General features: G+C 55.7%; 17 protein-coding genes. 6 read left to right on the top strand and 11 right to left on the bottom strand.

Translation table 11 applies throughout. The annotated features are described in order from the left end of the window. Positions 1-315: 315 nt before the first annotated feature. Together ABD971_RS16720 and ABD971_RS16715 are read left to right on the top strand one after the other, a co-directional pair. On the top strand, positions 316-3,390 hold the full coding sequence (locus ABD971_RS16720) for a [protein-PII] uridylyltransferase family protein (RefSeq protein WP_345323903.1): 3,075 nt from the start codon (positions 316-318) through the stop codon (positions 3,388-3,390). Positions 3,391-3,422: 32 nt separating this feature from the next. Further along, on the top strand, positions 3,423-4,505 hold the full coding sequence (locus tag ABD971_RS16715) for an acyl-CoA dehydrogenase family protein (protein ID WP_345323901.1): 1,083 nt from the start codon (positions 3,423-3,425) through the stop codon (positions 4,503-4,505). Between the two features lie 138 nt (positions 4,506-4,643). On the opposite strand, the gene ABD971_RS16710 is transcribed toward ABD971_RS16715, so the two are convergent. Next, a complete protein-coding gene (locus ABD971_RS16710; protein ID WP_345323899.1) occupies positions 4,644-5,123 on the bottom strand; it encodes a hypothetical protein in 480 nt (159 codons plus the stop codon). A gap of 156 nt (positions 5,124-5,279) precedes the next feature. Between ABD971_RS16710 and ABD971_RS16705 the strand changes: the two genes are divergently transcribed. The 3 genes from ABD971_RS16705 to ABD971_RS16695 all read left to right on the top strand — a co-directional run bounded on the left by ABD971_RS16705 (position 5,280) and on the right by ABD971_RS16695 (position 11,244). Further along, a complete protein-coding gene (locus ABD971_RS16705; RefSeq protein ID WP_345323897.1) occupies positions 5,280-8,648 on the top strand; it encodes a PVC-type heme-binding CxxCH protein in 3,369 nt (1,122 codons plus the stop codon). A gap of 275 nt (positions 8,649-8,923) precedes the next feature. Further along, positions 8,924-9,256 carry a hypothetical protein gene (locus ABD971_RS16700; RefSeq protein WP_339943274.1) on the top strand — a complete coding sequence of 111 codons (333 nt, stop codon included), beginning with the start codon at positions 8,924-8,926 and terminating at the stop codon, positions 9,254-9,256. Positions 9,257-9,774: 518 nt separating this feature from the next. Next, on the top strand, positions 9,775-11,244 hold the full coding sequence (locus tag ABD971_RS16695; RefSeq protein WP_345323894.1) for a GumC domain-containing protein: 1,470 nt from the start codon (positions 9,775-9,777) through the stop codon (positions 11,242-11,244). Between the two features lie 61 nt (positions 11,245-11,305). On the opposite strand, the gene tgt is transcribed toward ABD971_RS16695, so the two are convergent. Then, the gene (tgt, locus tag ABD971_RS16690; protein ID WP_345323892.1) at positions 11,306-12,442 is read right to left on the bottom strand and encodes a tRNA guanosine(34) transglycosylase Tgt; all 1,137 of its coding nucleotides are present in this window, start codon (positions 12,440-12,442) and stop codon (positions 11,306-11,308) included. A gap of 364 nt (positions 12,443-12,806) precedes the next feature. Here tgt and ABD971_RS16685 point away from each other — a divergent pair, with 364 nt between their 5' ends. Then, positions 12,807-14,933, top strand: coding sequence for a neutral/alkaline non-lysosomal ceramidase N-terminal domain-containing protein (locus ABD971_RS16685; protein ID WP_345323890.1), 2,127 nt, complete (start codon positions 12,807-12,809; stop codon positions 14,931-14,933). Between the two features lie 12 nt (positions 14,934-14,945). On the opposite strand, the gene ABD971_RS16680 is transcribed toward ABD971_RS16685, so the two are convergent. From ABD971_RS16680 to ABD971_RS16640, 9 genes are all read right to left on the bottom strand, one after another. Continuing rightward, complete coding sequence (locus ABD971_RS16680; RefSeq protein WP_345323888.1) at positions 14,946-15,317, bottom strand: cupin domain-containing protein; 372 nt, start codon at positions 15,315-15,317, stop codon at positions 14,946-14,948. A gap of 55 nt (positions 15,318-15,372) precedes the next feature. Then, the gene (locus tag ABD971_RS16675) at positions 15,373-15,630 is read right to left on the bottom strand and encodes a GlsB/YeaQ/YmgE family stress response membrane protein (RefSeq protein WP_339943264.1); all 258 of its coding nucleotides are present in this window, start codon (positions 15,628-15,630) and stop codon (positions 15,373-15,375) included. A gap of 267 nt (positions 15,631-15,897) precedes the next feature. Next, the gene (locus ABD971_RS16670; RefSeq protein ID WP_345323884.1) at positions 15,898-16,806 is read right to left on the bottom strand and encodes a YihY/virulence factor BrkB family protein; all 909 of its coding nucleotides are present in this window, start codon (positions 16,804-16,806) and stop codon (positions 15,898-15,900) included. 90 nt (positions 16,807-16,896) lie between these two features. Further along, on the bottom strand, positions 16,897-17,592 hold the full coding sequence (gene pdeM, locus ABD971_RS16665; protein ID WP_345323882.1) for a ligase-associated DNA damage response endonuclease PdeM: 696 nt from the start codon (positions 17,590-17,592) through the stop codon (positions 16,897-16,899). A 3-nt stretch (positions 17,593-17,595) separates the two neighbouring features. Then, the gene (locus ABD971_RS16660) at positions 17,596-20,088 is read right to left on the bottom strand and encodes a ligase-associated DNA damage response DEXH box helicase (protein ID WP_345323880.1); all 2,493 of its coding nucleotides are present in this window, start codon (positions 20,086-20,088) and stop codon (positions 17,596-17,598) included. 209 nt (positions 20,089-20,297) lie between these two features. Next, the gene (locus tag ABD971_RS16655; protein WP_345323878.1) at positions 20,298-21,893 is read right to left on the bottom strand and encodes an ATP-dependent DNA ligase; all 1,596 of its coding nucleotides are present in this window, start codon (positions 21,891-21,893) and stop codon (positions 20,298-20,300) included. Further along, positions 21,890-22,948, bottom strand: a complete 1,059-nt coding sequence (locus ABD971_RS16650) for a ligase-associated DNA damage response exonuclease (protein WP_345323876.1) — start codon at positions 22,946-22,948, stop codon at positions 21,890-21,892. The genes ABD971_RS16655 and ABD971_RS16650 overlap by 4 nt, the downstream gene beginning before the upstream one ends. A 222-nt stretch (positions 22,949-23,170) precedes the next feature. Continuing rightward, positions 23,171-24,574: a UdgX family uracil-DNA binding protein gene (locus ABD971_RS16645; RefSeq protein ID WP_345323874.1), complete on the bottom strand. Its 1,404-nt coding sequence runs from the start codon at positions 24,572-24,574 to the stop codon at positions 23,171-23,173. 7 nt (positions 24,575-24,581) lie between these two features. Then, positions 24,582-25,835: a putative DNA modification/repair radical SAM protein gene (locus tag ABD971_RS16640; protein ID WP_345323872.1), complete on the bottom strand. Its 1,254-nt coding sequence runs from the start codon at positions 25,833-25,835 to the stop codon at positions 24,582-24,584. Between the last annotated feature and the right edge of the window lie 459 nt (positions 25,836-26,294).

The raw sequence follows: 26,294 nt of genomic DNA, 5'->3' as shown, positions 1-26,294 counted from the left end.
GTCAATTAGAGAGGAGGATTCGCGCCCCAGCGTGTTTCCGAAAAGCAACGGTTGGGTGTTGCACAAAATCAACATTGTGTTGCGCAACCCACACCCTGGCGGGACGTTCTCGAGGCGAATGAAGGGCAAATCTCCCCGCGTTTGAATCGTAGGTTACGTTTTGGCCGCACTACACGAATCTCGCGAAAGGTTTTAGACTAAAGTGCGGCTGCAATTCGGGTGGTGAAGTGAGAAGCCCTCGTAAGAGTAACCCCGTTCCGGTGCAGCCTTTACCACGTCCCACGCAACCGCGTCGAACCTTGATCCAATCCAACTATGCCAGACAACTTCGATTGGATTGATTCCACCACCTTTGCCGCCCCCGAAATCGCTCGGGACCATGCCCATCGAATCTGGCAACTCGCGGTCCCGCGGGACTTGCTGGTATCGCTACAAGAACGGTTGGTCGAGCAATTCCCCCAACTGGATGACGCCGACGCGTCGCTCGACTCGTTGGCTTGTTTCTTGTCGGCCGCAGCGGCCCCCGAGTCGTTGCTCGAGCTATTCCGAAACGATGCTCGATCACTGCCATCGCTGCTGCAGATTTTCGCAACCAGCCCTCGGCTGACGAAACATTTGGTCAGCGATCCCGATTTCTTTCAAATCCTTCGTCAACAAGACGGCCAAGCGGTCGACCGAGCCGAGTTGGTAAACCGACTGCACCGCTGTGTGTCGGAGGTGGAAGATTTTGACGAAGCGTCGGCTCAGATTCGAAGTTTTTTGATCCGTGAAACGAGCCGGATCATTTATGGCGAGTTCGCTCGTTCGATGGTCCCCGAAAAAGTCGGGCGACAATTGGCCTATGTCGCTGATGCAGTCGTGCAATCGAGTCTTGACTTTCTACTGCGCTACCTACCCAAACTTCGCGACACCCCGGTGATGCCGAGCGGCAACACACCGCAAGTCACATTGATCGGACTGGGCAGTTTCGGTGCCGAAGAAATGAGTTACGGCGATTCGCTGCAGCTGATTTTTCTGTACGACCGAATTGACCCATGGAATGTGACTCATCGCGAGTATTACGACTTGTTGGTCAGCGAGTTCATCCGCTTGCTGCATTCGGACAACCCGATTGACGATGGCTACAACATCGATCTTCGCCAAAGCCCGATGTATGAAACCGGCACTCGGATTTGCAGCTCGTTCGAAGCCGCACGCATCTTCGAAACGTCCGGTCGCACGTGGCAGCGAATCGGATTCATCAAAGCGCGTGTGGTCGCAGGTTCGCAAACACTGGGCGAAGGATTCTTGACCCGGCTGCAGCCTTGGGTTTTTCGCCGCTTTATCAGCCGCACGGATTTGGCTGAGATCCAGACGCTGCAGCACAAACTTGAACGTCGCACCCTAACGTCCAGCGACGCAGTGTCGTCCAGTGCGGAGCAGAAGCCATGTAACGTGCTACGAGATCCCGGTGGCCGAGGTGACATCCAACGAACCATTCAATTTCTGCAACTATTGCACGGCGATCGGTTACCCGAAGTCCGCAAAGCGAACACCTACGATGCATTGATCGGTTTGGAACGTGAAGGATGCGTCACGCATGAAGAAGCGTCGCTGTTGTCGGAGAACCACGCACGGTTATGTCGATTGCAGCATCAAATCGCGGTGATGTTTGAAAAACTTGACGACCAAGTGCCAACCGAAACCGAGTTGACCGAGCGACTTGCATGGCAATTAGGGATCCGTGATTCCAAGTCAAAACATGGCGATGCGGCGCGTTTTCGCAAACAACTCGAAGAGGTGTTTGACGTCAATTGCCGGATGATCAACCACTTGATGCTCGATGCGCCCGACGATGGATCCTCGATCGCCGTGGAAACCGAGCTGATGCTTGATCCGGATCCGGCAGCCGAAACGATCACCCAAGTTCTCTCGAAACACGCCTTGTCGAATCCTGCTCGCGCGTTTGAAGATTTGATCGCGCTGAGCACCGAATCGGTTCCTTTTTTGTCGCCACATCGATGTCGCCACTTCTTTGCTCAGATCGTCCCCTCGTTGTTGTCGGAAATTTCGCAGACTCCGCATCCTGATAAAACGCTTGCCTCGCTGACCCGGGTGGCTGATTCGATCGGTGCCAAGGCCACCTTGTGGGAGCTGCTTGGCACGAATCGGCCAACGATGCAGATGATGGTGCGGTTGTGTGCCGCCGCGCCGTACTTGGTCGAAATTTTGACCGACAATCCAGGAATGATCGATGAACTGATCGACTCGTTACTGATGGATCGGTTACCATCGGCCGAACGACTCGATAGCCATTCGATCGAATTGTGCCGTGGTGCGCAAGAGATCGATGCGATTCTGCACAGTTTCAAACAGAGTGCCCATCTGACGATTGGCGTCCGCAATATTCTCGGCAAAGAAACGTTGGCGGCCACTCAACAAGCGATCGGGGATACCGCGGAATCGTGCATCCGGCGGATCATCGAATTTGAACAAGAGCGGCTCGCAGCCCAATACGGAGACCCGGTTACCGAAGAGGGTGAAAAGGCCGAAATGATTGCCGTGGCGCTGGGGAAACTCGGTGGCCGCGAGCCGAATTACCACAGCGACTTGGACGTGGTGTTCCTGTATTCGGCCGATGGCGAAACATGCCGACGTGTCGGCGGCCCGCGATCGACTGCGACCAACCGCAGCTTTTTCAACCAATTGGCCCAGCGTGTGATCGAGCGGATCAACGCCCCAGGTCCCAAAGGCCGGATGTATGAGCTCGATGGACGGCTTCGCCCGCCGGGTGAAGAAGGCGTGTTTGCGGTTTCCACCGAAGATTTCCTGAATCGGTTCCGGCAACACGAGGCTCCGCTTTGGCAGTGGCTCGCGATTTGCAAAGCACGTTCGATCTCGGGTTCGCGAACGAGTCGAACTCGGTTTGACAACGCGGTGGCGACGCTATTGACCGAGGCGCCGTGGCAATCGGGAATGGCCAACGACATTCGCAAGATCCGGACTCGTATGCAAGAGACGGCAACCTCCGGAAACTTGAAACGAGGCGAAGGGGGCACGGTGGATGTCGAGTTTGTGGCCCAAATGTTGACACTAAAACATGCAGCGGAATCCCCCAATATCACGCACTGCAACACCACCCTTTCGCTGGAACGACTTGCCGAAGCGGGACACTTGCCCGAAGACGAAGCGTTGCAATTGATCGCGGGTTACCAAACGCTTCGCGGTGTCGAAATCAATTTGCGGTTGATGAAAACGCCTCATCGTCACGCGTTGCCCGAACTCGATTCGCTGATGAAAAACTTGGCGTTCCTGATGAATGAAAACGATCCCAAGATGATCGAAGCGGCGTGTGATCAAGCACGCCAGCGAAATCGTCGGCTGTTCAATCGTATTTTTGACCGTGCGTAAAACGTGCTCTCCAACCGGAACCTTCAACGTTGATGTCAGATTCTCTCTTGATTCGTTCGCCCAACGACGCTTTAGGTCACCCGCTGCTGGAATCGCTTCGCGACGCTGCACCGCGTTGGAATCATGTCCAGGATTGGCCCGCCGAAGCACTGCGGTGGTGCGCCGATGCGGGCGTTTTTCGCTGGTTCTTGCCGCCGGAATCAGGCGGGCTGGGGTGGAGCGACGAAGAACAGACTCGCGGTTATCTGCTGCTTTCCGCGGCCGACCTGACCACCACGTTTGTGATCACTCAGTTGATGGGATCGATCCGCCGGATCGCGGGCAGCGAGAATCCGGCCCCCGCAGAACGATGGTTGGAAAAGCTGGTCAGCGGCGACGCCTTTGGGACCGTTGGGATCAGCCATCTGACGACAAGCCGGCGTCACCTGGCCAAGCCAGTCTTGTTGGCCACGGAAACCGCCAACGGCTTTCTGCTTGATGGCATGTCGCCGTGGGTGACCGGAGCTCCGCACGGAGACGTCTACGTGATCGGTGCCACGATGGAAGATGGCCGAGAGCTGCTCGCCGCCGTGCCAAGATCGCTGGCCGGAGTCCAACCGTCGCCGGGGACCGAGTTGGTCGCATTGTCGGCAAGTTGCACCGACAAGTTGGTATTGGACAAGGTCGCAATCGATGAATCGATGTTGATCGCCGGTCCGATCGAAAATGTGATGCAGACTGGCACCGGCGCGGGGACCGGGGGACTGCAAACATCCACGCTCGCGATTGGACTTTCCAACGCCGCAATTGACTTTTTGATTCGCGAGGCGCTCAAGCGACCCGATTTGCAAAAGATCGCCGACGAAATGCAATCCGAAGTCCTTACGCTGGAAAACGACCTGCTGCGGGCCGCCGCGGGCGATTCGACCTGTGATGCCGCCGAAATTCGCGGGCGAGCCAACCGGATGGTGTTGCGATCGACGCAAGCCGCACTGACCGCGGCCAAAGGTGCCGGATACGTGCAAGGGCATCCAGTCGGCAAGTGGTGCCGCGAAGCCCTGTTCTTTTTGGTCTGGAGCTGCCCGCAACCGGTCACCCAAGCCTACTTATGTGAGCTGGCCGGAATTCAAGAGTAACGCTGCAGTGCGTACGAGAAAGTGCAAGTTTCCGGCGGCTAGGGGGGGTGGGACGAATGGTGCGGTTGGCTCGTTTTTGGAACTTTCCCACTTCATTCGCAAGGTGATTCACGTGGTTGCCACCGGCAAACCTTCCGGTCACGCGAACATGCGGCTATAGCTGGCGACGAACAGGAACAGATGCACCGCTAGCAAACTAGCCGCAGCGATACGCAGGTGCGAATAGAGTCCAAAAATACTAAGCAAACAGCCGAGTCCCGCAACCAGGGTCCCGCCTGCAGGAAACCAGACCGTTCCTCCCAACGCGAACAAGACAACGAGACTGGCCGCCGCCACCGCGCCGATCGACGTGTAGCGGAGCGGCGTGGCTTGAAAATAGACATCCTCGGGGCGAACGGGTTGCGGCGCCGGCTCGGGTTCTTTTGCAAACGGCGATCCGACTCTTATTTCTGGATCATGCTCACTTGCCACCCGCTCGTCGGTCGGACCGCTGGCTTTGGACGCATCGCCGGGAGCCGCCAGCGAAGCCAAGATTGGCTGATCGTTTTCCGTTGGCGGCTCGTTTGAGATCGGCAGCGCTGGGTCATCATGATGTGCCGCCGCAGAGTCGTCTTTCATCGTGATCGCTTGGCAAGAAGGAGGGGGTGGAAATTGTTAAAAACGACGATGCTTTTCGAAAACAATGGCTCGTAAATGTTGCCACTTTTGGGTCGAGGTGGCTATCTTAGGTCTACCGGGATTCCATCGTACACTCTCTGCCTTGTCGAGACCGCCTTGAAACCGTTCAAATCTGCAATCTCACGACTCGCTCTCTGCTGTATTGTTGTCGGATTAAGTCTAAATTCGATCGTGATCGCGGTGGAATCCACCACTTCCAAGCCGCTTGAGCCCGAGGTGGCTGCGGCATCCGGCGAAGCCAAAGAGGCGATGCAGGGGGTTGCGATCAAAGAGGGTTGGTCGATCGATTTGTTCGCTGCGGAACCGATGGTGGCCAATGTTGTCGCGTTTGACATTGATCATCAAGGCCGAATTTATTTGGGCGAAACGTTTCGTCAAAATCGCGGGGTGACCGACAATCGAGGCCACGATGACAAGTGGTTGATGGCGGATCTATCGGCCAAAACCGTTCAGGATCGGATCAACTATCACCGCACGCTGCTGGGTGATGCGGCAATCACGTATGCTCAACACGACGATCGGATCCGCCGCTTGGTCGACACCGATGGGGATCACAAAGCCGACCGCAGCGATCTGTTTGCAAACGGCTTCAATCAACTCGAAGAGGGGACCGGCGCCGGCGTCCTCGTTCGTGGTAACAACGTCTATTACACCTGCATCCCGCGTCTTTGGAAATTGACCGACGACGATGATGACGGTGTCGCCGACAAACGCGTTGCATTGTCCGACGGTTATGGTGTTCGCGTGGCGTTTCGCGGTCACGATATGCATGGGTTGATCAAAGGTCCCGACGGACGGATCTATTTTTCGATCGGCGACCGTGGGTATCACGTCACCACGGGCGATGGCAAAGTCTTGGCCAATCCAGCCGTGGGAGCCGTGTTCCGCTGTGAACCCGATGGCAGTGGATTGGAAGTTGTTTGCAACGGTTTGCGGAACCCGCAAGAGTTGGCGTTCAACGAGCTCGGTGATTGGTTCACCGTCGATAACAACAGCGACAGTGGCGACAAATCCAAAGTCTTTCATCTGTTAGAAAAAGCCGACTACGGATGGCGGATGTATTACCAATACCTGCCCACACGAGGCCCTTACAACGAAGAACGTTTGTGGGAACCGATGCATCCCGAGCAAGCCGCCTATATCGTTCCCGCACTTGCCAATTTCACCGACGGTCCGAGCGGTTTGGCCTTTTACCCCGGTACCGGATTTGGAGATGACCTAAAAGACACCTTCCTGATTTGTGACTTTCGCGGGACGCCAAGCAACAGCGGGGTGCGATCCTTCAAACTAGATCCACAGGGAGCCACCTACTCGTTTGGCAACGAAGCGCAACCGGTTTGGTCGGTGCTGGCAACCGATGTTGGATTTGGCCCCGATGGCGCGATGTACGTCAGCGACTGGGTCGATGGATGGGACGGAGTCGGCAAGGGACGCATCTACCGGCTAACGCATCCCGAGCATTCTGAATCGGAAATCGTTGCCGAAGTTCGTACGATCCTGGCAAGCGATTGGTCCGAACGAGCGACACCGCAACTTTTAACGGATCTAAGTCATCGCGATCAACGCGTTCGATTGGAAGCGCAGTGGGAACTGGCGGGGCGAGTCGAATTAGCGGCGTTGTTGAAGGTTGCCAAGGATACGAAGCAAACCATGCTCGCGCGGCTGCACGCGATTTGGGGTGCTGACCAAATCGCTCGTCTTGATACCACGAAAAATAGTGAACTGGTTGCTGCGATCGCTCCACTTGCCGCGGACAGTGACGCCGTGATCCGCGCCGCCGTCGCCAATGTGCTGGGGGACCGCAGCGACGCGGCTTCTGTCCCCGCGTTACAAAAAATGCTTACCGATGAGTCACTTCGCGTGCGTTATTTTGCCGCCATGTCGCTCGCAAAATTGAAAGCGGGATCCGCGATGCCGTTGGCGATTCAAATGATTGCCGAAAACAACAATCGCGACCCCGCGTTACGGCACGCAGGCCAAGTTTATTTGGCGAGTGCCTGCACCGCCGACTCGTTAGCGAAGTTAAACAAGCACGAAAACGCGGCGGTTCGTCGGAGCGCGGTGGTGGCACTGCGACGAATGAAAAGTGGTGAAGTCACCAAGTTTCTCGCCGACGAAAGCACGGCGATCGCTCTGGAAGCGGCTCGCTCGATTCATGATGAACCGATTCCTGTGGCGCTCGGTTCGCTGGCCGCGTTTATTGAAACGCCTTCGGCAAACCTGCCCTTGTTGCGCCGCGTCATTAACGCGAATTATCGTCTCGGTACATCCGCTAGCGCGATGGCGCTGGCCAAGTTCGCATCTCGCATGACATCGCCTGAAGCGATGCGAATCGAAGCGCTGGATGCATTGTTGAATTGGACCAACCGCGACCCCCGCGATCGTGTGCTCAATGATGTCCGTCCGTTGTCCGAACGCAGCGCCGCCGACCCGGTGGCCGCGATCGAATCGCAGATCGACACGTTAATGGCATCCAGCGAACCGGTTCGCGAGAAAACCGTCGACGTCGCCTCGAAGCTTGGGATCAAGAAAATCGCTCCGACCTTGATCGCCCGTGTTAACGACACAACCCAATCGGCGCGTGCTCGCGGCTCGGCGCTTGCCGGATTAGCGAAATTGGATGCGGCTCAGGCGGTGAAACTTGCCAAAGAAATTCGCTTGGTTCCCGCCAGCCAGCTGGCCGAAGCCGCACTCAAAGTACTTGCGGCACACGATCTAGCGTCCTCGACCGAAGTCTTTGTTGCGGCAACCGAAAGCCGTGACACGTCGATGCAACAACTCGCCTGGGATAGTTTGGCGAAATCCGATGATCCACGGGCGGTCGAAGCGATCCAAGCTGCCGTGAAACGTTACTTCGCTGGCGAGCTCGCACCCGAGGTGCAGTTAAATGTGGTGGAGGCCGCCGAAACGCTACTGGCTAATGGGAAGTTACCCGAAGCGATCGGTAACGAATTAAAGAACTTCCAAACCACGCTTGCTGAAAACGATCCGCTCGGTGCATGGCTTGCGTCTTTGCAGGGTGGCAATGTCAACCGAGGCAAGGTCTTGTTCGCCAAAACCGAATTATCCTGCGTGCGGTGTCACAAAGTCGATCGCGCCGGTGGCGAAGTAGGCCCTAATCTGACGACCATTGGCAAAGAAAAAGACGCTCGATATCTGCTGGAGGCGATTTGTCTGCCAAATGCTGCGATCGCAAAAGGCTTTGAAACCGCCGTCATCGCCAACGAAGACGGACAAGTCGTTACGGGAATCGTAAAAAGCGAAACCGACGATTTTGTCGAGCTGATCCAAGGTGATGGGGCGTTAAAGCGAATTTTTCAAGATGAAATTGTGGCGCGACGATCGGGAAAATCCGCCATGCCCGACGACTTGATCAAACAGATGTCAGCACGTCAATTACGGGATCTTGTCGCATATTTAGCCAGTTTGAAAGTCGATCCTCGCGCCGCGAGCGACGTCGAGTAGCGAACGACGTACTCGCGATACAACATGATTCATCTATCGCAGAGATGAATTTCTAAATTTGTTTGCGTTACAACTGAATGTGACTTAGGGTTCTGTAATTCGATCCATTGGTTGTGAACAAGCCGGGGGGGCCGTGCTGTTCGATGATGCAGCGGACGAATTGATGTGCCGCGCATGTTTTGCCGTGCATGTATCGTCAAGCCCATTCCTTGACCCGATTGCTGATCGCAACGGAAGATCAGTTTGACGCAGTTTTAGGCGGAACCTTATCTCCCATGACTTGCCACGAACTTGCTGAACGAATCAACGACCTTCGTCCCGAATTGTCGCCTAGTGAGGTGGCGCGGATTAGTTTGCTGATTCTGACACAAACCGACGACACACAACTTCTTGTCGACGACGATGCACTCACGCGTGTATGGAAAAACGCCGCGTTTCGGCTCGATGCTGCAGCGGATCAACACGCAGCGGTCGCTGACGAATTGGAACAGATGTGCCATAACGGGCCGGTGCAATTCACTCCGGATCAATTGTGGACATTGCTTCGCGCGGTCAAAGTCCAGAGTCAATTGTTGTCGCTGTACACCGACCAACCTGCGTTGGCGTAACGGCGGTTCGCCGCTTATTCGCCACCTCGAAAACGTCGGTATCGCTAGCCGCTCGGCACGCGGCACGTCGTTGCGATTACATCACCTCGTTGTAATCCGCACAAGCGATCGAAGCGGACGAAGAGTCTGCGATATCGCTAAGCTGCTGTTCGGAAATAACTTCGTCATTCGAGTTTTGTGACAAGTCACGCGGGTGAAGTGTTTTCTATGTAGTGGACGAGGCTACGAGCCACGTCGTGCCACTAAGTCGCTGGGACTCGTAGCCTCGTCCACTACCTCCAAAGCTTTCCAACCTACGCCTATTCCAGTAAATCTCTAGCGGAACGGCCCAAACGCCAACGAACGGTTCCTAACAACCATCCACGCTGTGGCGAGCGTAGCTACAAACTGCGTAGCGGGCGAACTGACAGAACGCTGGCATAAAAATGCAATGGATTGGCGATCTTTTTTCGGCTCTGACCGAATTTGAAACCTAAGTTTCAACGTATTGTCTGAAAAACTTCACGTTGAGACTCGTTATGTCATCTGCTCCGATTCCGTGGAAACACGTTCGTAACGTCCTTGTTGTCTTTGCTCCGCTGTGGATGGGCGCGACCGTCTTGTTCGCTTTTGTCGGTGTTTGTGTCGCGCTGTTTAGCAGCGACATTTACTCGGCCCGACTTCCGTTGGTTGTTCGCAACGAAGCCACCAGCTCGCTGGAACGGCTCGGCCGATTTAGCAGCCAAACGGAATTAAAGTCGGCTCAGGAAACGATTCTTGAAATGACTCAAAATCCCGAAGTGGTCGCGGCAGCACTGCGTCAAATCGGACCTGCCTCGGGTAAAGACGATCCCACGTGGCCATCGTCCGAAGTGGTCGACCGCATCGCAAAAGACGCCGTCAATTTGCTCGCTCCGCAAGGCTCGGAGTTCGGCAGCACCGAAGTTGTCTACTTGCAAGTCAAATCAACACAACAACAACGTGCCGTCGACTTCTGTAAAGCAATGTTCGATAACTTGACGTTACATCTGCGGAACATCCGCCGAGTGCGTGCCGACAGCGTGATTACAGAATTGACGCAAGCACGCGATCTCGCTCAACAAAACCTTGATGCAGCAGCGGCTCGGATGCATGTCTATGAAGTCAAATTTGCCGCGGACCTTGGTGAACTTCGCAATTTGAATGACGCGATCGCCGGCGATGGCACCAACCGTCGCACACTCGAAGAAACCGTACGTGAATTGCAAATCGCCGAATTGGATCTCGAAAAGCTGTACGCACTTCGCGACCTGCTTGTTGTCGGTTCGGAAAACCCAGACCATTTGTTAGCCAGTGGCAGTGACCTTTTGTCGCTACAACCTTCGCTGCTTCGTCTGAAAGACGGTTTGATTGATGCCCAAATTCGCAGTAGTGAACTGGCGGCAAACCGCACACCGAATCACCCGATCCTGCAAAACGCTCAATCGACCGAACAAGAGATTCGCAGCCGAATGCAAGAGGAAGCCCGCGTGGCAGTCAAGGCGATGGAACCGACGCTCAAGCAAGAAGCCGAACGGGTATCGCGACTCAAAACTCGCAAAGAACAATTAACCTCGCGGCTCGAGGCACTGGCAGCGGCACGAACCGATTACGCGAACGTCGATGCCGAAGTCAAACATCGCACGACGTTATTGGAAACCGCCGAGAAGGCATTGACCGAAGCTCAGGCAAGCCGCACCGCTGCACTTTCGACCAACCTTGTCGCGGAACTCGGGCCACCGCAAGTTTCAGATAAACCGATCGGTCCCGGCGGCACGCTGGTGACCTTGGGCTCGGCTTCGGCAGGGTTGTTGTTCGGACTCGGTGCGGTGTTCTTGATTGCACCAGGCCCTTCCGAATCACGCAAAGGACGTCGCTGGAGCGACTACTTGCAACGCGGGGGACGACGTCACAGCGACCAAATGGGGACGGTGGATGTCGCGGCGGTGGCACCGACTGCGATCGCGGTCGAGCGACGCGCACCGCGGTAAAACGATCGCCGACGCACTGGCAACCAGACAAACCCTGGAACATGACACACGCCCGGGGAGCCTATCCCGCATCGGCATCCGGTTCGTCGACGATGCCCCAGCCTGCTTTTTTGTCGATCACGTATTGAGCGAACGTGTTGTTCTCGATCGCTTGGCGTGCTTCGGCCATCACACGTTGGTAATACGTCAAATTGTGGATCGTTAACAAAATCGGCCCCAGCATTTCTTTGGCAACAAACAAGTGCCGCAGGTAGCCGAGGCTATGACGACACGCCAGACACGGACAGTGTTCTTCGAGCGGCCGCGTTTCCTCGCGATACTTTGCATTGCGAATTTTGACATTGCCGCGATCGGTAAACGCCATCGCGTTGCGTCCATTGCGAGTCGGCATCACGCAATCGAATAGATCGATCCCGCGAGCGACGCTTTCGAGCAAATCGATCGGCCGCCCCACGCCCATCAAATAACGCGGCTTGTGCTCGGGCAGATGAGGACAGGTGGCCTGGGTGATGCGGTACATCTCACTCGGAGCTTCGCCGACACTTAAACCGCCCACGGCGAAACCTTCGAAATTCATCGACGACAATTCCGTCGCGCATTGAATTCGCAATTCGGTGTCCAAGCCGCCTTGCACGATCGCAAAACGTGCCTGGTCATCACGTGTTGCCGCGTTTAAACAGCGACCGGCCCAGCGGATCGAACGCTCCATCGCGTCGACGACTTCGGATCGCTTTGCCGGCAGCGCCACCACGTGGTCCAGCACCATTGCGACATCACTGCCGAGAGACTCTTGGATCTCGATACTGTGCTCGGGAGTCAGCTGCACGATCGATCCATCAATATGGCTACGGAACGTCGCCTGTTGTTCGTTGATTTCGCGAATCGATTGGAGACTAAAAATTTGGAACCCGCCGCTGTCAGTAAGAATTGGGCCTTCCCACAACGTCATCCCATGCAATCCCCCCAACCGACGCACCGTTTCATGGCCGGGCCGGAGAGCGAGATGGTAGGTGTTACCCAAGATCATTTCCGCCCCGGTGGCCGCAACTTGATCGATGGTCACTCCTTTGACCGTGCCCTGTGTCCCGACCGGCATAAACCCAGGCGTCTGGACGGTGCCATGGGGCGTCGAAAAAACACCGCGACGGGCGCCGGTTTCAGAATCGCGATGCAAAAGTTCGTAAGAGAAATGGCTCATCAAGGCTCACGCGTGACTGGAATCAATTCAAAGACGACGGGTTCGAAAACAGGCGGCAAATCGCCCACACCACTGTTGCGACAGCGGCAACGGTGTCCGCATTCGAGGACCGATCGGAGAAGCCGGGATCGATCGAGATCCCGTTCCGATCCCTGTTTTGACAAACCGACCACGATGTGGAAAGGTGAGCCAACCGAGATTTTCGCATTCCCCCGCGTTGGTCTCGCCCCCCTCGCGTTACGCAATCCACTAGAATGGTCATCCGACCCCACCGGCAATCTCCCCACCGACGATTGCTCCACCGGCGATTTCATTGCCAGTCCTACCTTTCCGCCCCCCGCCCCTTCCTACCACGCGAGTTCCCATGATCCGATTCTGTTTAGCCGCCGCGCTCGCCACCACACTGACTTTTCTATCGAACTCAGCCGCCCTGGCCGAGCTGCAAGTCGGAGCGGCCATTGTCGATGTCTCGCCGACTCAGTTCCCCGTCCTGGTCAACGGCGGAATGACATCGAAAACCGCCGAGCAAATTAAAACGCCCGTCAGTTCGCGAGCGATCGTGATCAGCGACGGCAGCGAATCGATCGCCCTGGTCGTGGTCGATAGCTGCATGGTGCCCAAGATGCTGTTGGATGACGCCAAAAATCGAGCCGCCAAACGCACTCAGCTTAAGCCGGATCACATCATGATTTCGGCCACTCACACGCATACCGCGCCATCGGCGTTCGGCGCACTGGGAACCGATGCCGATTTGACCTACATACCGCTACTGCGAGAGCGGATCGTCGAATCGATCGTCAACGCGGAAGCCAACATGCAGCCCGCGCGAGTCGGATGGGGGGCCGCCGAGGCGGCGGAATTCACCGCGCTGCGACGTTGGATTCGGCGTCCCGACCGGATCGACAACGATCCCTTTGGCAACCCGACCGTACGAGCGAACATGCACGCCGCTCGCAACCCCGACGATGTAACGGGCGAATCGGGCCCCGAGGACCCCGAGTTGTCGATGATCGCATTTGAATCCAACGCCGGGGTTCCGATCGCCGTGCTGTCGAATTTCTCGATGCATTACTTTGGCGATTCTCCGATCAGTGCCGACTACTACGGGCTGTATTGCAATGGCATGCAAAACTACATCCAACAAAAATACCCTGACGCTAAAAATGTTGTCGCTACGATGTCACACGGATGCAGCGGCGATATCTGGCGACGCGACTATGCCGCCGCCGAGCCGAGTCAATACGACACGATCCAAGCCTATACCGATGCACTGCTGAACATCGCCACCGAGACGCTCGAGACGATCGAGTTTGATGACGCGGATACGATCGACATGGCTGAATCTCGATTTCGCTTGAACTACCGCGTCCCCGATCAGCAACGATTGCAGTGGGCTCAGCAAATTGTCGATACACTCGAGGGCGAGTTACCAAAAACCACTACAGAGGTGTACGCGCGCGAACAAGTCTTGCTGCACGATCTACAATCGACCGAGGTGGTGGTGCAAGCGATGCGAATTGGCGACATCGCGATCGCCACCACGCCGAACGAAACGTACGCCCTTTCTGGGTTGAAGCTGAAACAGCAGAGTCCGTTTGAAAAAACGATGGTGATTGAACTCGCCAACGGAGCCGATGGTTACATTCCGCCTGCGGAACAACATCCTCTGGGCGGCTACAATACTTGGGCAGCCCGTTCAGCGGGGCTCGAAGTGCAAGCGGAACCCAAAATTGTTGCCGCCGGGATGCGACTGATCGAACAGGTCTCTGGAAAACCTCGGCGTGCGGTCACTCAAGCCAAGGGCCCGGCGTGTCAAGCAACGCTCGACGCCAAGCCGCTTGCCTATTGGCGTCTGGACGAAATGGAAGCTCCAATTGCTCGCGACAGCAGCAAAAATCATCGCGATGCGATCTACGAACCAGGCGTCGTTTTCTTTTTGGAAGGCCCCGCATCGGCGGCGCTAACAGCCGACGGGGAACCGAATCGTTGTGCCCATTTCGCAGGCGGGCGATTGCGATCGAGAATCGGAAACACGCCACAGGGTTACAGTGTGTCGATGTGGTTTTGGAACGGCATGCCCGATGAAGCACGTGAGGTTTCTGGCTGGCTGTTTTCTCGTGACCACGCCCACAGCATTACCAAATTCGGCGAGCATTTGGGGGTTGCCGGCAGCGGTGACGAGGCGGGACGTTTGATTTTCAAACAGGGGACGAGCAACGAAACTCTGGTTGGAACCACCGTGATCCCACGTTGGACATGGAACCATCTTGCTCTCGTGCGTGACGGATCGAAGGTGCGAGTCTACCTAAATGGAAACGAGACCGCTGAATTACAAAGTGACTCGGTTACAGAGCCCCAGCCTGGACTCGACCAGATCTTTGTCGGAGGCCGCAGCGACAACAATTCCAATTGGGAGGGGCGGCTTGATGAGGTGGCGGTATTTGATCGCAGCCTCAACGCCGACGAAGTAAAGCAGATCGCGGCTCACTGAGACCCGAGGAGACTATCGGGGCTTTTGTGTATGGTTTTTGTATGAAGTGCTGTCGATCTCGTCATGCTCGCCGAAACAGGCGGGCGGGCTGGTGGCTTCTACCGCCACGATCGGTTCGACGACTCGATAGCGATGGGGTGCTCCTTCGGGAACGAGCCATGAATCGCCGGCCTTGATCGTGGCCGTCCCGCCATCCAATTCGATTTGGATGACCCCGCGCAGCAAAAAAACAACGGTCTCGTAATCACGACAATGCGATTTCGAAAATCCGCCTGGATCCTCTCGCCATTGACGCATCGCAACGTGCTTTCCCGCAGCCAAATGGATCTCGCCCATCGTGCCGACGACGCCATCTGACTCTGAGTGAATTTGTGGAATGTCCATTTTCAACTCTCCAATATCTGGGCTTGGCGTTGGGGTTAGAAACATCGGTGTGGATCTAGGTCGTCACTCGATCACCCCGGGAAAAGAGAACCAGCAAGATAACCGCGCCGATGATCGATCCGATCCATCCCGAGGCTTGCAGCGGTTCGCCTCCCATCAGCAAAAAACCTGCGAATCCACCGATAAACGAGCCGACGATTCCAAGCAGCATGGTCCGCAAAATCCCAATCGCTTGACGGCCGGGAACGAGGGCACGCGCGATTAAACCGATGATCAATCCCGAGATCATCCAACCGATAATGGGTACTAACATTTTATTGTTCCTTTGTTTTGCAAGGGTGGTGTAGTAGCACTACTACGCAGCGAATCATGTGCCGCGATCCCAAGGCAAGAAAAACAATTCACTTTCGTAAAGCAATGTTGACGAAACGCCCCGCCCCCCGCAAATCGCTGAAAAAGTGCTCTCTGAACAAGCAGGTTGACGGACGATCGTCCAGGGTTACAGCGAACGCCCAAAACACGTTCGGCGTTTCTCCGCAACGAAACGCTTAGCAAGTTTTGCTACCGAGGAATATGAATCCTAGGCTCGCTCGATCGACTCGACGACATGCACTGCGTGACGATCGGGGCGGATTCCTCGGCCATAGCGAACGGCATAAACCTGAGTGCACTCGGCCCCGAACAACGCAATCATCGACGTGTAATACACCCACACCAACAACACCGCGATCGAAGCGGCGGCGGAGCTCAGCTGGGCTCCGGGCGTGGCAAATGAAAAATACCAATCGAGTGCAAAGCGACCGACGAGAAATAAAACGGTGCTAATCGATGCGCCCACCATCACCTCACGCCACTCGATTTTGGCATCGGGCATCCACTTGAAGATCGACACAAACACGATCATCACGACCGCGGCTTGAACCAGATAGCTGAGACCGCTGACGAGGCCGAATCGGATTCCAATCATTTCTGTTAATCGCTCACCGGCAGCCGCCACCACGGAGGAAACGATCAGGGATGCGAGCAGCAGAAACCCCAATCCAAGAATCATCACAAATGACATCACACGTTTGCGAATCATCGCTTTCACACCCGATTTGTCGGGGTCGGGGCGGACCGCCCAAACCTGATTCATGGCGTCTTGAAGTGCCGACAGCACACCGGTCGCACCGAGTACAATGCCGCCGAAACTGAGTAGCGTCTTCCACCATTTGCCCGACGTCTCGTCACTGCTTTTCAGGATCGCAGAGATTTCGTTACTGATCGATTCATTACCAATCAACTGTGCTGTCTGCGTCGTCAAAACCTCGTGAGCCTCGGCCTTGGCGTGATCCGAGTCGTAAGCCAGCGACATTCCAAATGTCAAAATTGTCAACAACAAATACAGCAGCGGCGGCAGCGCAAAGGCTGTGTAATAAGCCAACGCTGCTGCCAGCGTGGTGCAACGATCCGCTGAAAATTCCGCGAAAGTTTGCTTCCAATATCCCATCAGATCCGTTCGTGGTTGCCTGCGTGATTCAAAGCCAAGCCATTATTTCGAAGGTCAAAACGCCGCAAACCGCATACCGCATTTCCGACGTCATCGATAGTGTTGATGAAGCAACGTACCGTCATCATTGCCGCCGGCCATCACATCATCAAGAATCAACCAAGTTTGATCACCGCGTTGCGGCCGAATCACATGCGTGCCAGTGAACCCACCAATCGCCGGCAACACAAAACAACGTTCCGAAAGCCAAAAGCAGGACAGTTTTCCAAAATCCTCGCCACCGACGGCAAAGCGAACTGCCGGGTGCAAATGACCGCATAACAACAACGAGGCATCGCCGGGAACGGGCACCGGATGATGTCCCAATGCGACCGTCCCCATCCTCGCTCCGGGCTCAACCACCTCGATCGGCCACGATGACGGCAGTCGTCCGACCTGGGTATCGTGGTTGCCCCACACCAAGGTGAAATCGATCTCGTCATGTTTGGCAAAAAAGGCCTCGAGCAACTCGCACACCTTAGGCGATAGTGATGAACGGGCATGAAACATGTCACCGAGAATGATCAACCGAGTCGCGTTGGTCGATTGCAATAGCGAGTCGATTTTGTGCAACGTCCCCGCCGTGCTGCCGCTTGGTACCGGGATGCCGTGACGCCGAAACGTTGCGGCTTTGCCAAAATGAGTATCTGCCACAAACAACGCCCGCTGCTCTGGCCAAAACACCGCTCGATCAGCGCAGAGTTGTAATGCGATGCCCGCGACTTCCACATCCATGATTTGCTTCATCGCTTAATCCTCCTTGTCCGCCTCTTTCTCGAGTTGCGATTGCAATCGCCGAATCCGATCGGCCAGCGTTTCGCTGCTAACGCGATCTCGCAACTTATCGACCAGCAATGAGAACGATAACGGCGTTACTTTGGGTGGCTCGGTGACGACAATCTCACTCCGCTCGATCCGGTCGAGAGCGTCAAACATTCGCGACGATTCAAGTTGCAACTCCAACACCTCGCGACGACTTTGCTCTAGCAACAGATTGTCGGGATCGTACTGGCTAAAAACGTCGTAGAACAAATTGCTGCTCGCTTGGATATGACTTGTACTTTTTCCGCGTCCTGGAAATCCCTGTTGGATCAGCCCGGCCACACGAGCGATTTGGCGGAACTGACGTTTCGCCATCTCTGTCGAATTCATGCTATTGAGAATATCGTTGACGAGATCGTCGGCGGAAAAGATCTTGCGAGCGATTGCGTCATCAATATCGACCCGGTGCGGCGACTGCAACACGATCCCGTAGTCATTACACGCCATCGTGAAGGTGGTCTTTTGAAACCGCGAGATTCGATACGCCAGCAACGCAGACAATCCTTCATGGACCAACCGTCCTTCGAACGGAAACAGAAACAATTGGTGACCACCGCGAGTTTCAATCCGCTCGATTAAAAACTGATCGCTTCGCGGCAGCACGCTCCAGCGACTTTGGATCTCGAACAATCGCCGCAACGCCTTCATCTCGCGTCCGACAAATTTGCCAGCCGCCGCTTGCTCGATTTTCAACCGCAGTTCGGCACTAAGTTCACTCGACAATGGCATTCGCCCGCCCATCCAGCGTGGTACGGAATCAGGTTCCCCCGTCGCTCGGCGGACATAGGCGACATTGTCTCGCACGCGAACCAAGGAAACCAAACGACCCGCAAACAGAAACCGATCTCCCGGATTCAGCTTTGATAAAAAGTGTTCTTCGGCAGTCCCCAGCGTTTTGCCTTTCAAAAATTTCACTTTCATCGACGCATCCGAAACGATCGTGCCGATGTTCATCCGGTGCGCCGTGATCCGCCGCCGATCCTCGACGATGTAGCGACCGCTATGCACATTGACGCGGTGAAAATCGGGATAAGCTTCGAGTGAACTTCCGCCACGCACCACAAAATCAAGCACCCATTGCCACTCGGGATCACTCAGCGATTGATAGGCGTACGTGGTGCGCAGCTCTTGCAATAATTCATCCGCGGTAAATCCGCCTCCGATCGCAATCGTCACCACGTGTTGTGCTAAAACATCCAGTGGTTTCCGCAGCAACGGTCGCGCTTCGAGGTGTCCTTTGCGAATCGCATCTTGCGCGGCCGCAAGCTCGATTAACTCGATCGCATTGGTGGGCACAAACGCCAAGCGACTCTCGGCATCGGGTTGATGACCGCTTCGACCGGCACGCTGCAGCAAGCGAGCGGCACCTTTGGGGCTGCCGATTTGAATGACCAGATCGACCGCCGTGAAATCCACTCCTAAATCCAAGCTGCTGGTACAAACAACTGCTCGCAAGGAACCATCACGCAGTCCATTCTCGACCCAGCGGCGAACACTGGTGTCGAGCGATCCATGGTGCAAGGCAATCTCGCCGGCCCAATCCGGCCGCTGTTTCAACAGATGTTGGTACCAAATTTCGGTTTGCGAACGAGTGTTGGCGAACACCAAGACACTTTTCACCTTCGCAATCAGCTCGGCAACTTGAGGGACCATTTTGGTCCCGATGTGCCCCGTCCAAGGAAACCGTTCCATGTTCGCGGGGATCAAGGATTCAAGTTTCAACCGTTTTTTCGTATAGCCCTGGATCACGCGAACGTCGCCAACCGGATCGACACCCACCAACGACTCGCGAGCATCGTCTAAATTCCCGAGCGTCGCCGACACTCCCCACGTGCGAAGCTGAGGATTCAATTTTCTCAAGCGGGCCAATCCCAACTCAGTTTGGATGCCGCGTTTTGTCCCCAACAACTCGTGCCATTCGTCGACAATGACCGCTTCCAATCCCCGCAATTGGTCGAGCAGACGTTCATGCGTCAACATCAACGACAAACTCTCGGGCGTCGTCACCAGTGCGGTTGGCAACCGTTTGTTCTGTCTCGCCTTGGCGCTCGCCTTACTGTCGCCGGTACGCGACTCGAGCAGCCATGGCAACCCCAGTCCCTCGATCGGAGCACGCAGCGAGGCCTCGGTATCGCCCGCCAGGGCTCGTAGCGGCGTAATCCATAACACACGCACCGGCGGCGGACGTTTCGGATTCCACTTGCTGCGATCCGGATTCTCTTTAATCCACTTCAGGATCGGGCCCATCCAAACCGCCAACGTTTTGCCGGTTCCGGTCGCCGAATGAACCAGTCCGCTCGATCCGCCAGCGTAAGCTCGCCATACCGATCGCTGGAAACGAAACGGCTTCCATCCGATTGACGCAAAGTAGCGATCAACCGATTGCAATGGCGTTTCGGATTGCGGTGGTGTTTGAAGCATGGCAAGTGTCAATGTGGATAGGCTTCCTGTTCGGTAATTTCCATTTCCCATGATGCCGAAAGTCTTGGCGACTTGTTGATTTAGTGAGCCGTGACGCGTCAGCGGCCGGGTCCCACGCACCACCCGGTGCCTTACGGCCCACGGCTCACCGTTTCGATTTGCATTTGGCTTAAATCAACAAGCCGTTGGCGACTTTCGCTACGGGGAGATTAGTTTGGCAAAAGGGCTAACAATTCGCTTAACTGGTTCGCATCTTCGGGCTTCTTGTCGTGACGCCAGCGGACAATTCGTGGGAACCGAGTCGCGATTCCACTCTTGTGCCGCGGAGATCGCTGCAGTCCTTCAAATGCCAACTCCATCACCAACGTCGGCGTCACGCTGCGTACCGGACCAAACGACTCATTCGTATTGCGGCGGACAAAATGATCAACTTGCCGAATCTCTTTGTCATCCAATCCACTATACGCCTTGGCAAACGGCACCAACGTCCCGCCATCCCACAACGCAAACGTATAATCCGTATACAAGCTGGCCCGTTTCCCATGCCCTTTTTGTGCATACAACAGCACCGCATCAATCGTGTACGGAGCCACCTTCCACTTCCACCACGTTCCTCGCACGCGGCCGACATCATACTTTGCGTCTTTGCGTTTCAGCATCAATCCTTCGGCATTCTGATCGCGGCTGCCTTCGCGAATTTGGGCCCAATCGTCCCACGACGGTGCCTCAATCAACTTCGTCACGCGTAAATTTGGATGCTCGATATCTCGCAACAAGTCGTCCAAGGCAGTGCGTCGCTCGGCGAACGGACGGTCGCGTAAATCGATGCCGTCGCGTTCGAGCAAATCAAATGCATGGAACACGACCGGCACCTCTGCGAGCAATTTTTTGCCCACCGTTTTTCTGGCGATCCGTCGCTGCAATTGAGCAAACGGCAACACTTGCCCGTCCGCTCTGGCCGCCAAAATTTCACCGTCGATCACGGTTCCGTTGGGCATCAGCGCCGCAGCCGCATCGATCTCGGGCCAACGGTTCTCCATTAATTCCTCGCCACGTGACCATATAAACGTCTGATCGCTGCGACGAATCACTTGGCCACGGATGCCGTCCCATTTCCACTCCGCTACGAAGTCGTCCGAATCCCCTAACGACTCGGGGCCTTCGTGGATATCAATCGGATGAGCCAAACAGAACGGGTAGGGCTGGCTCGCGACGGTGTCTTGCACGTCGGGATCAACCAACTTTTGAAAGAACGCAGCGGTCGGTTTCCAATTACCCATCAAGCGATGCGAAACCACATCCGCCGAAATCCCTGATTGCATCGCGATCGCCCGCGTCACCAATCGTTTGCTCACTCCGACCCGAAACGCTCCGGTGACCAGCTTCATGATCACAAATCGCATACTCGGCGTCGATTCACGCCAAATCTTTGTGATCGCTTCGCGTTGTTGCGTTTCGTCCATCGAGCGAAGCGGCAACAACCGAGTTTCCATCCATTCGGCGAGCGACAAATCATCCACCAATTCGCCTGGCGGCACGACGAGAGCAAGCGATTCCGCCAAATCGCCCACCGCGTGATACGATTCCTCAAACAACCACAACGGGATGTTCGCTTCTTCGGATGCCCACAAACGTAGCAGTTTCGTCGGCACCAATTGCCGCGGCTTGTTGCCGGACAAAAAGTACGTCGCCCAAGCCGCATCAGCAGCGGTCGCATCCGCGAAATAATCCGCCATCGCGGCAATTTTTTCGTTGGTCTTGGTCGTCGAGTCCAAGGCGGTGAACAGGGCTGCGAAGCGAATCATGACTCGTCTCCCTCGGCGACGCCCGACTCAGACCCTTCGTCAACGCCCGACGCCGAAGCATCCTCGTCGGATTCACCGCGACCTCGCGAATCGATCACGCGTGCGTCTCGTCCGTTCTCTTGCAAGTAGCGAGCGACGGCCGCGGTGTAGCCATGCGTCACCCAAACCATCTCGGGATCGCACAGCTGAACCGCCTGTAACAGCGATGGCCAATCAACATGGTCGCTGACGACAAACCCACGATCGACCGATCGCCGCCGCCGGGCTCCGCGTACCGCCATCCATCCGCTCGCCATCGCAGTGCGAATACGACCGAAGCGACGCATCCACGGTGTCCCATGAGCACTCGGTACCGCCACGACCATCGCTCCGCTGTAATCATGTTTTCCCTCGACCGAGCCGACGTAGGTGGTTGGTGGCAGCGTGACACCGGTTTTCCGATACGCCTCGGTTCCTTTTTCGACCGCCCCATGCGTATAGATTGGCCCGATGGCCGGATCTAATCCTGCAATCAATCGCTGGCTCTTTCCGACCGCATAGCCATACAGCACACAACATCGGCCCTCGTCACGGGTGTCACGCCACCACTGGTTGATCGAATCGGTCATCGTTTGTTCGGGATCCCAGCGGTAGACCGGCAATCCAAACGTCGACTCGGTCACCAACAGATCACATCGGATCGGTTGCCATGGTTCGCAAGTCGGATTTTCCCCCAACTTGTAATCGCCCGTGACCACAGCCACCTTGCCCCGGTACTCCAGCCGCACTTGGGCTGAACCGAGCATGTGACCGGCGGGGTGAAAACTGACGTCAACGCCTCGGATTTTGATCGATTCACCAAAAGGTAAAAATTGAAACTCGGCATCGTCGTTCATTCGCATCCGCAACAGATGCTCACTCCGTTCGGCCGCCAAATAGCGACGACAACCCCAGCGAGCATGATCGGTGTGCGCGTGCGTCACCACAGCGCGATCGACCGCTTGGTGCGGATCGATATGGAAATCGCCCGCCGCACAATACAGCCCTCTCGGTGTGGTTTCTAATAATTCGTTCATATTTCTCTCGTTGGTCGCGTCCGCGCAACGGTGCACCTATGAAAGCAGACAGGCATATTTCGTTCCGAAAATTTCATTTAACGGATGCGATCAGCTAGTAGTCCCTCGCTTACGCGGCGGGTTGTGACTTTTTTTTAGCCGGACGCGCTCCCAAGCCCCTGGGTAATGCGTGATCCCCGGCCGCTCACGCGTCACGGCTCAAAAATCAACCTGCTTTACTGCCTATCGATCAAGTGCCAAAGCCAGGTCGGCAACGAATTGCTGCTGCATCTGTGCCCGTCGATCGGGATCAGGCATCCGCAGAATCGCGGCGGGGTGCCACGTTGCGATCGTACGCTTGCACCAATCCGTTGCGATCACCTCGCCTCGTTGCTTGGTGACTCGAAAATCACGCCCGAATAACGCGGACGCCGGCGTCGCGCCAAGGCACACGATGGTCTGGGGACGGATCGTCGCAATTTCCGCTTCTAACCAAGGCCGACAGGCAAAGATTTCTCGCGAGTTTGGCTTCTTGTGCAAACGCTGTTTACCACGCTCGGTGAATTTAAAATGTTTGACCACGTTCGTGATATAAACGTCATCGCGGTCGATCCTCAACGTTTGCAAGGCATCGTCAAGTAGTTGACCGGCGGGCCCCACAAAGGGGCGTCCCGCGATGTCTTCGCGATCGCCAGGTTGTTCTCCGACAATCACGATACGCGCCGACGACGGGCCTTCGCCGAATACCATCTGTGTTGCACATTGATGTAAATCACAAGCGCGGCAGTGCGTCGCAGCCAATTTCAGCGAATCCAGCGAAGTGTTGCTGGGCATGTAGTGCGTCGCCGTTTCGGCAAACCCTTCGTTGTTGGCAATCATCTCGGCAACGCGAGTGGGAGCTTGCTGAAGCAATTCGGGAATCAATTCGGTTTCAGGCAGCGTTGGCCAATGCCGCACTGGCATCTCGCGTTTCATCATCGCGACTTTGACACGTGCAGGATTGAAGATCGATGCGTAATAGGTCTTCCAAAGATCCTCGAGCGAGTCCGCGTCAGGTGCCTCGCTGACGGGAACGCCGGGGCCATATCGCAATTCGCGTTGGTCCCACGAAACCGATTCGTCGGGCGTCAAGATCGTCCAATTCATCGCCTTGAACCGCCGCGAGAAAAACGGAGCCGCCAGCGTGACAATGCGGTGCTCGGGCCGGTGCCATGCGATGTAAATTTCCTGTTCTGCATCCTCATTCTCCGATTTCGCCACGACTTTGCGAAACCGCACAAACGCTTTCATTTTATGCACGTCGCGAGTGACCGCTTTCTTCATCTGATTCAACGCATAGACATCGTCATCGGTCGAGATTTCAAGCAAATGCCGTTCGCCATGCGTCAATCGCCATAGCGTGCGGTACAGCAATTCCCATCGGCCTGCGTCCCGATGACAGGCGACATGCTTGGCGATTTCCAGAAACGCAGGCGGCACCGTGGGGACGACCTTGCTCGATCCCGAGGCGGGGGCAACATCGAACAACGAAGGCTGGTCCGCATGACTGGCGAAGTGAACTTCCGATGGTTTAATGCCGCCCACCAGCAACGAGCGTGCTTCATCACGCCACTGCGAAAACGTTTCGACATTCACGAAATAGGTCATCGCGCGACTACACCTCACCCGTAATCGCCGAGCTTGCGGCATCGAACAACATCAACTGTTGCGATTTTGGTGCGACTTGTTTTCCAAGGCTCAGCTTGTCGAGATTGGCGACGCCGGGATTGTGGTCGGCGGTCAACACAAACACTTTGGCTCGATTCCAAGCGACTCGCAACTTTCTCAAGTCCGCTGTGCGCAGGTGCTTGTGCCGCCGCAGGCTCAAGATCCGCTGGACATTGCGAACTCCAATCCCAGGGATCCGCAACAATTCTTCCTGACTAGCTCGATTCACATCGACAGGAAAGAAATGACGATTCGCCAGCGCCCAGGCCAATTTTGGATCGATGTCCAACGACAAGTTCTGGTCCTTTTCGGCCACGATCTCGTTCGCCTGGAATCCATAAAACCGCATCAACCAATCGGCTTGATACAGCCGATGTTCACGAATCAGCGGCGGTGATTGCCCTGGCAACCGAGCATCGGCATGCGGAATCGGACTGTACGCCGAATAGTAAACGCGTCTCAATTTTTGCCCGGCATACAGTTCCGATGCAGTCTTCAGCACCTCCAAATCAGGCGTCTCGGTCGCACCGACAATCATTTGCGTGCTTTGGCCTGCCGGAGCAAACGAGGGCGGCTTGAAGCCCGATGCTTGCTCTTGTTTCGTCTCGTCGATCTTGTCACGAATCCCATGCATCGCACTGACGATCTGCGGCTTCTTCTTTTCCGGTGCGAGTTTGTAGAGGTCTCCTTCGGTTGGCAGTTCGATGTTCACACTTAATCGGTCCGCCCATTTCCCCGCCTCTTCGATCAACGATTGTGACGCATTGGGGATCGTTTTCAGATGGATGTAGCCGCCGTAGTGTTGCTCGGTGCGGAGCGTCTTGGCGACCGCAATCAACTGCTCCATCGTGTAGTCCGAATTCTGGATGATCCCCGAACTAAGAAACAAACCTTCGATGTAATTACGTTTGTAAAACTCCATCGTTAGCGACACGACTTCGTCGACCGTGAAACGAGCTCGCGGGGTATCGCTGGAAACGCGATTGACGCAGTACTGGCAATCGTAGATGCAGAAATTCGTCAACAAGATTTTCAGCAGCGAAATACAGCGACCATCCGGGGTATAGCTGTGACAGATTCCCATCCCCTCGGTGCTGCCGATCTTGCTGCCGGCGCGTGTGCTTTTGGCACCGCTGCTGGCGCAGGAGGCATCGTATTTGGCGGCGTCGGCAAGGATCGCGAGCTTGTCGCGTACGTCCATGGGAACTCGATCGGAAGAGGAGCGGATGAGGAAATCAAGAAGCGACGCAGAAGGAAAACCTGCGGGCACAGCGCAGTACGCTGTGAGATTGTGCTGAGTAGGCAAATGGCGAGCCAAAATGCCGGCTTGAAACGCATGATCAACGCCGAAGCGCAATCGTGGCGTAGCGTCTTAACCGCAGAACGCGGGGCAGATTCACGAAGAGAGGGGGGAATTCAGAAAAAAATTCGCCAAGGCTGATTCAAGCAAGACGCGAATCGAAAGAAGCAGTCGTGACGCGAGAAAGAGCGTCCGTCTTAGCTACCCCCGTTATTTACAGGACGCATCGCAATTACCATCCTAACTCGACGCGTGAGTTTTGAAGTTGCGTTTTTGTATTTAGGGGCAAAGCCCCGGAAGTTTACCTAGCCCAGCCCATCGGGCTGGGACCAAGAAAACCGATGAATTGTAGGGCCAACG

Origin of the sequence: Novipirellula rosea (assembly GCF_039541335.1) — a bacterium.
GTDB lineage: Bacteria > Planctomycetota > Planctomycetia > Pirellulales > Pirellulaceae > Novipirellula > Novipirellula rosea.
This window is presented reverse-complemented; position numbering and strand designations above follow the sequence as displayed.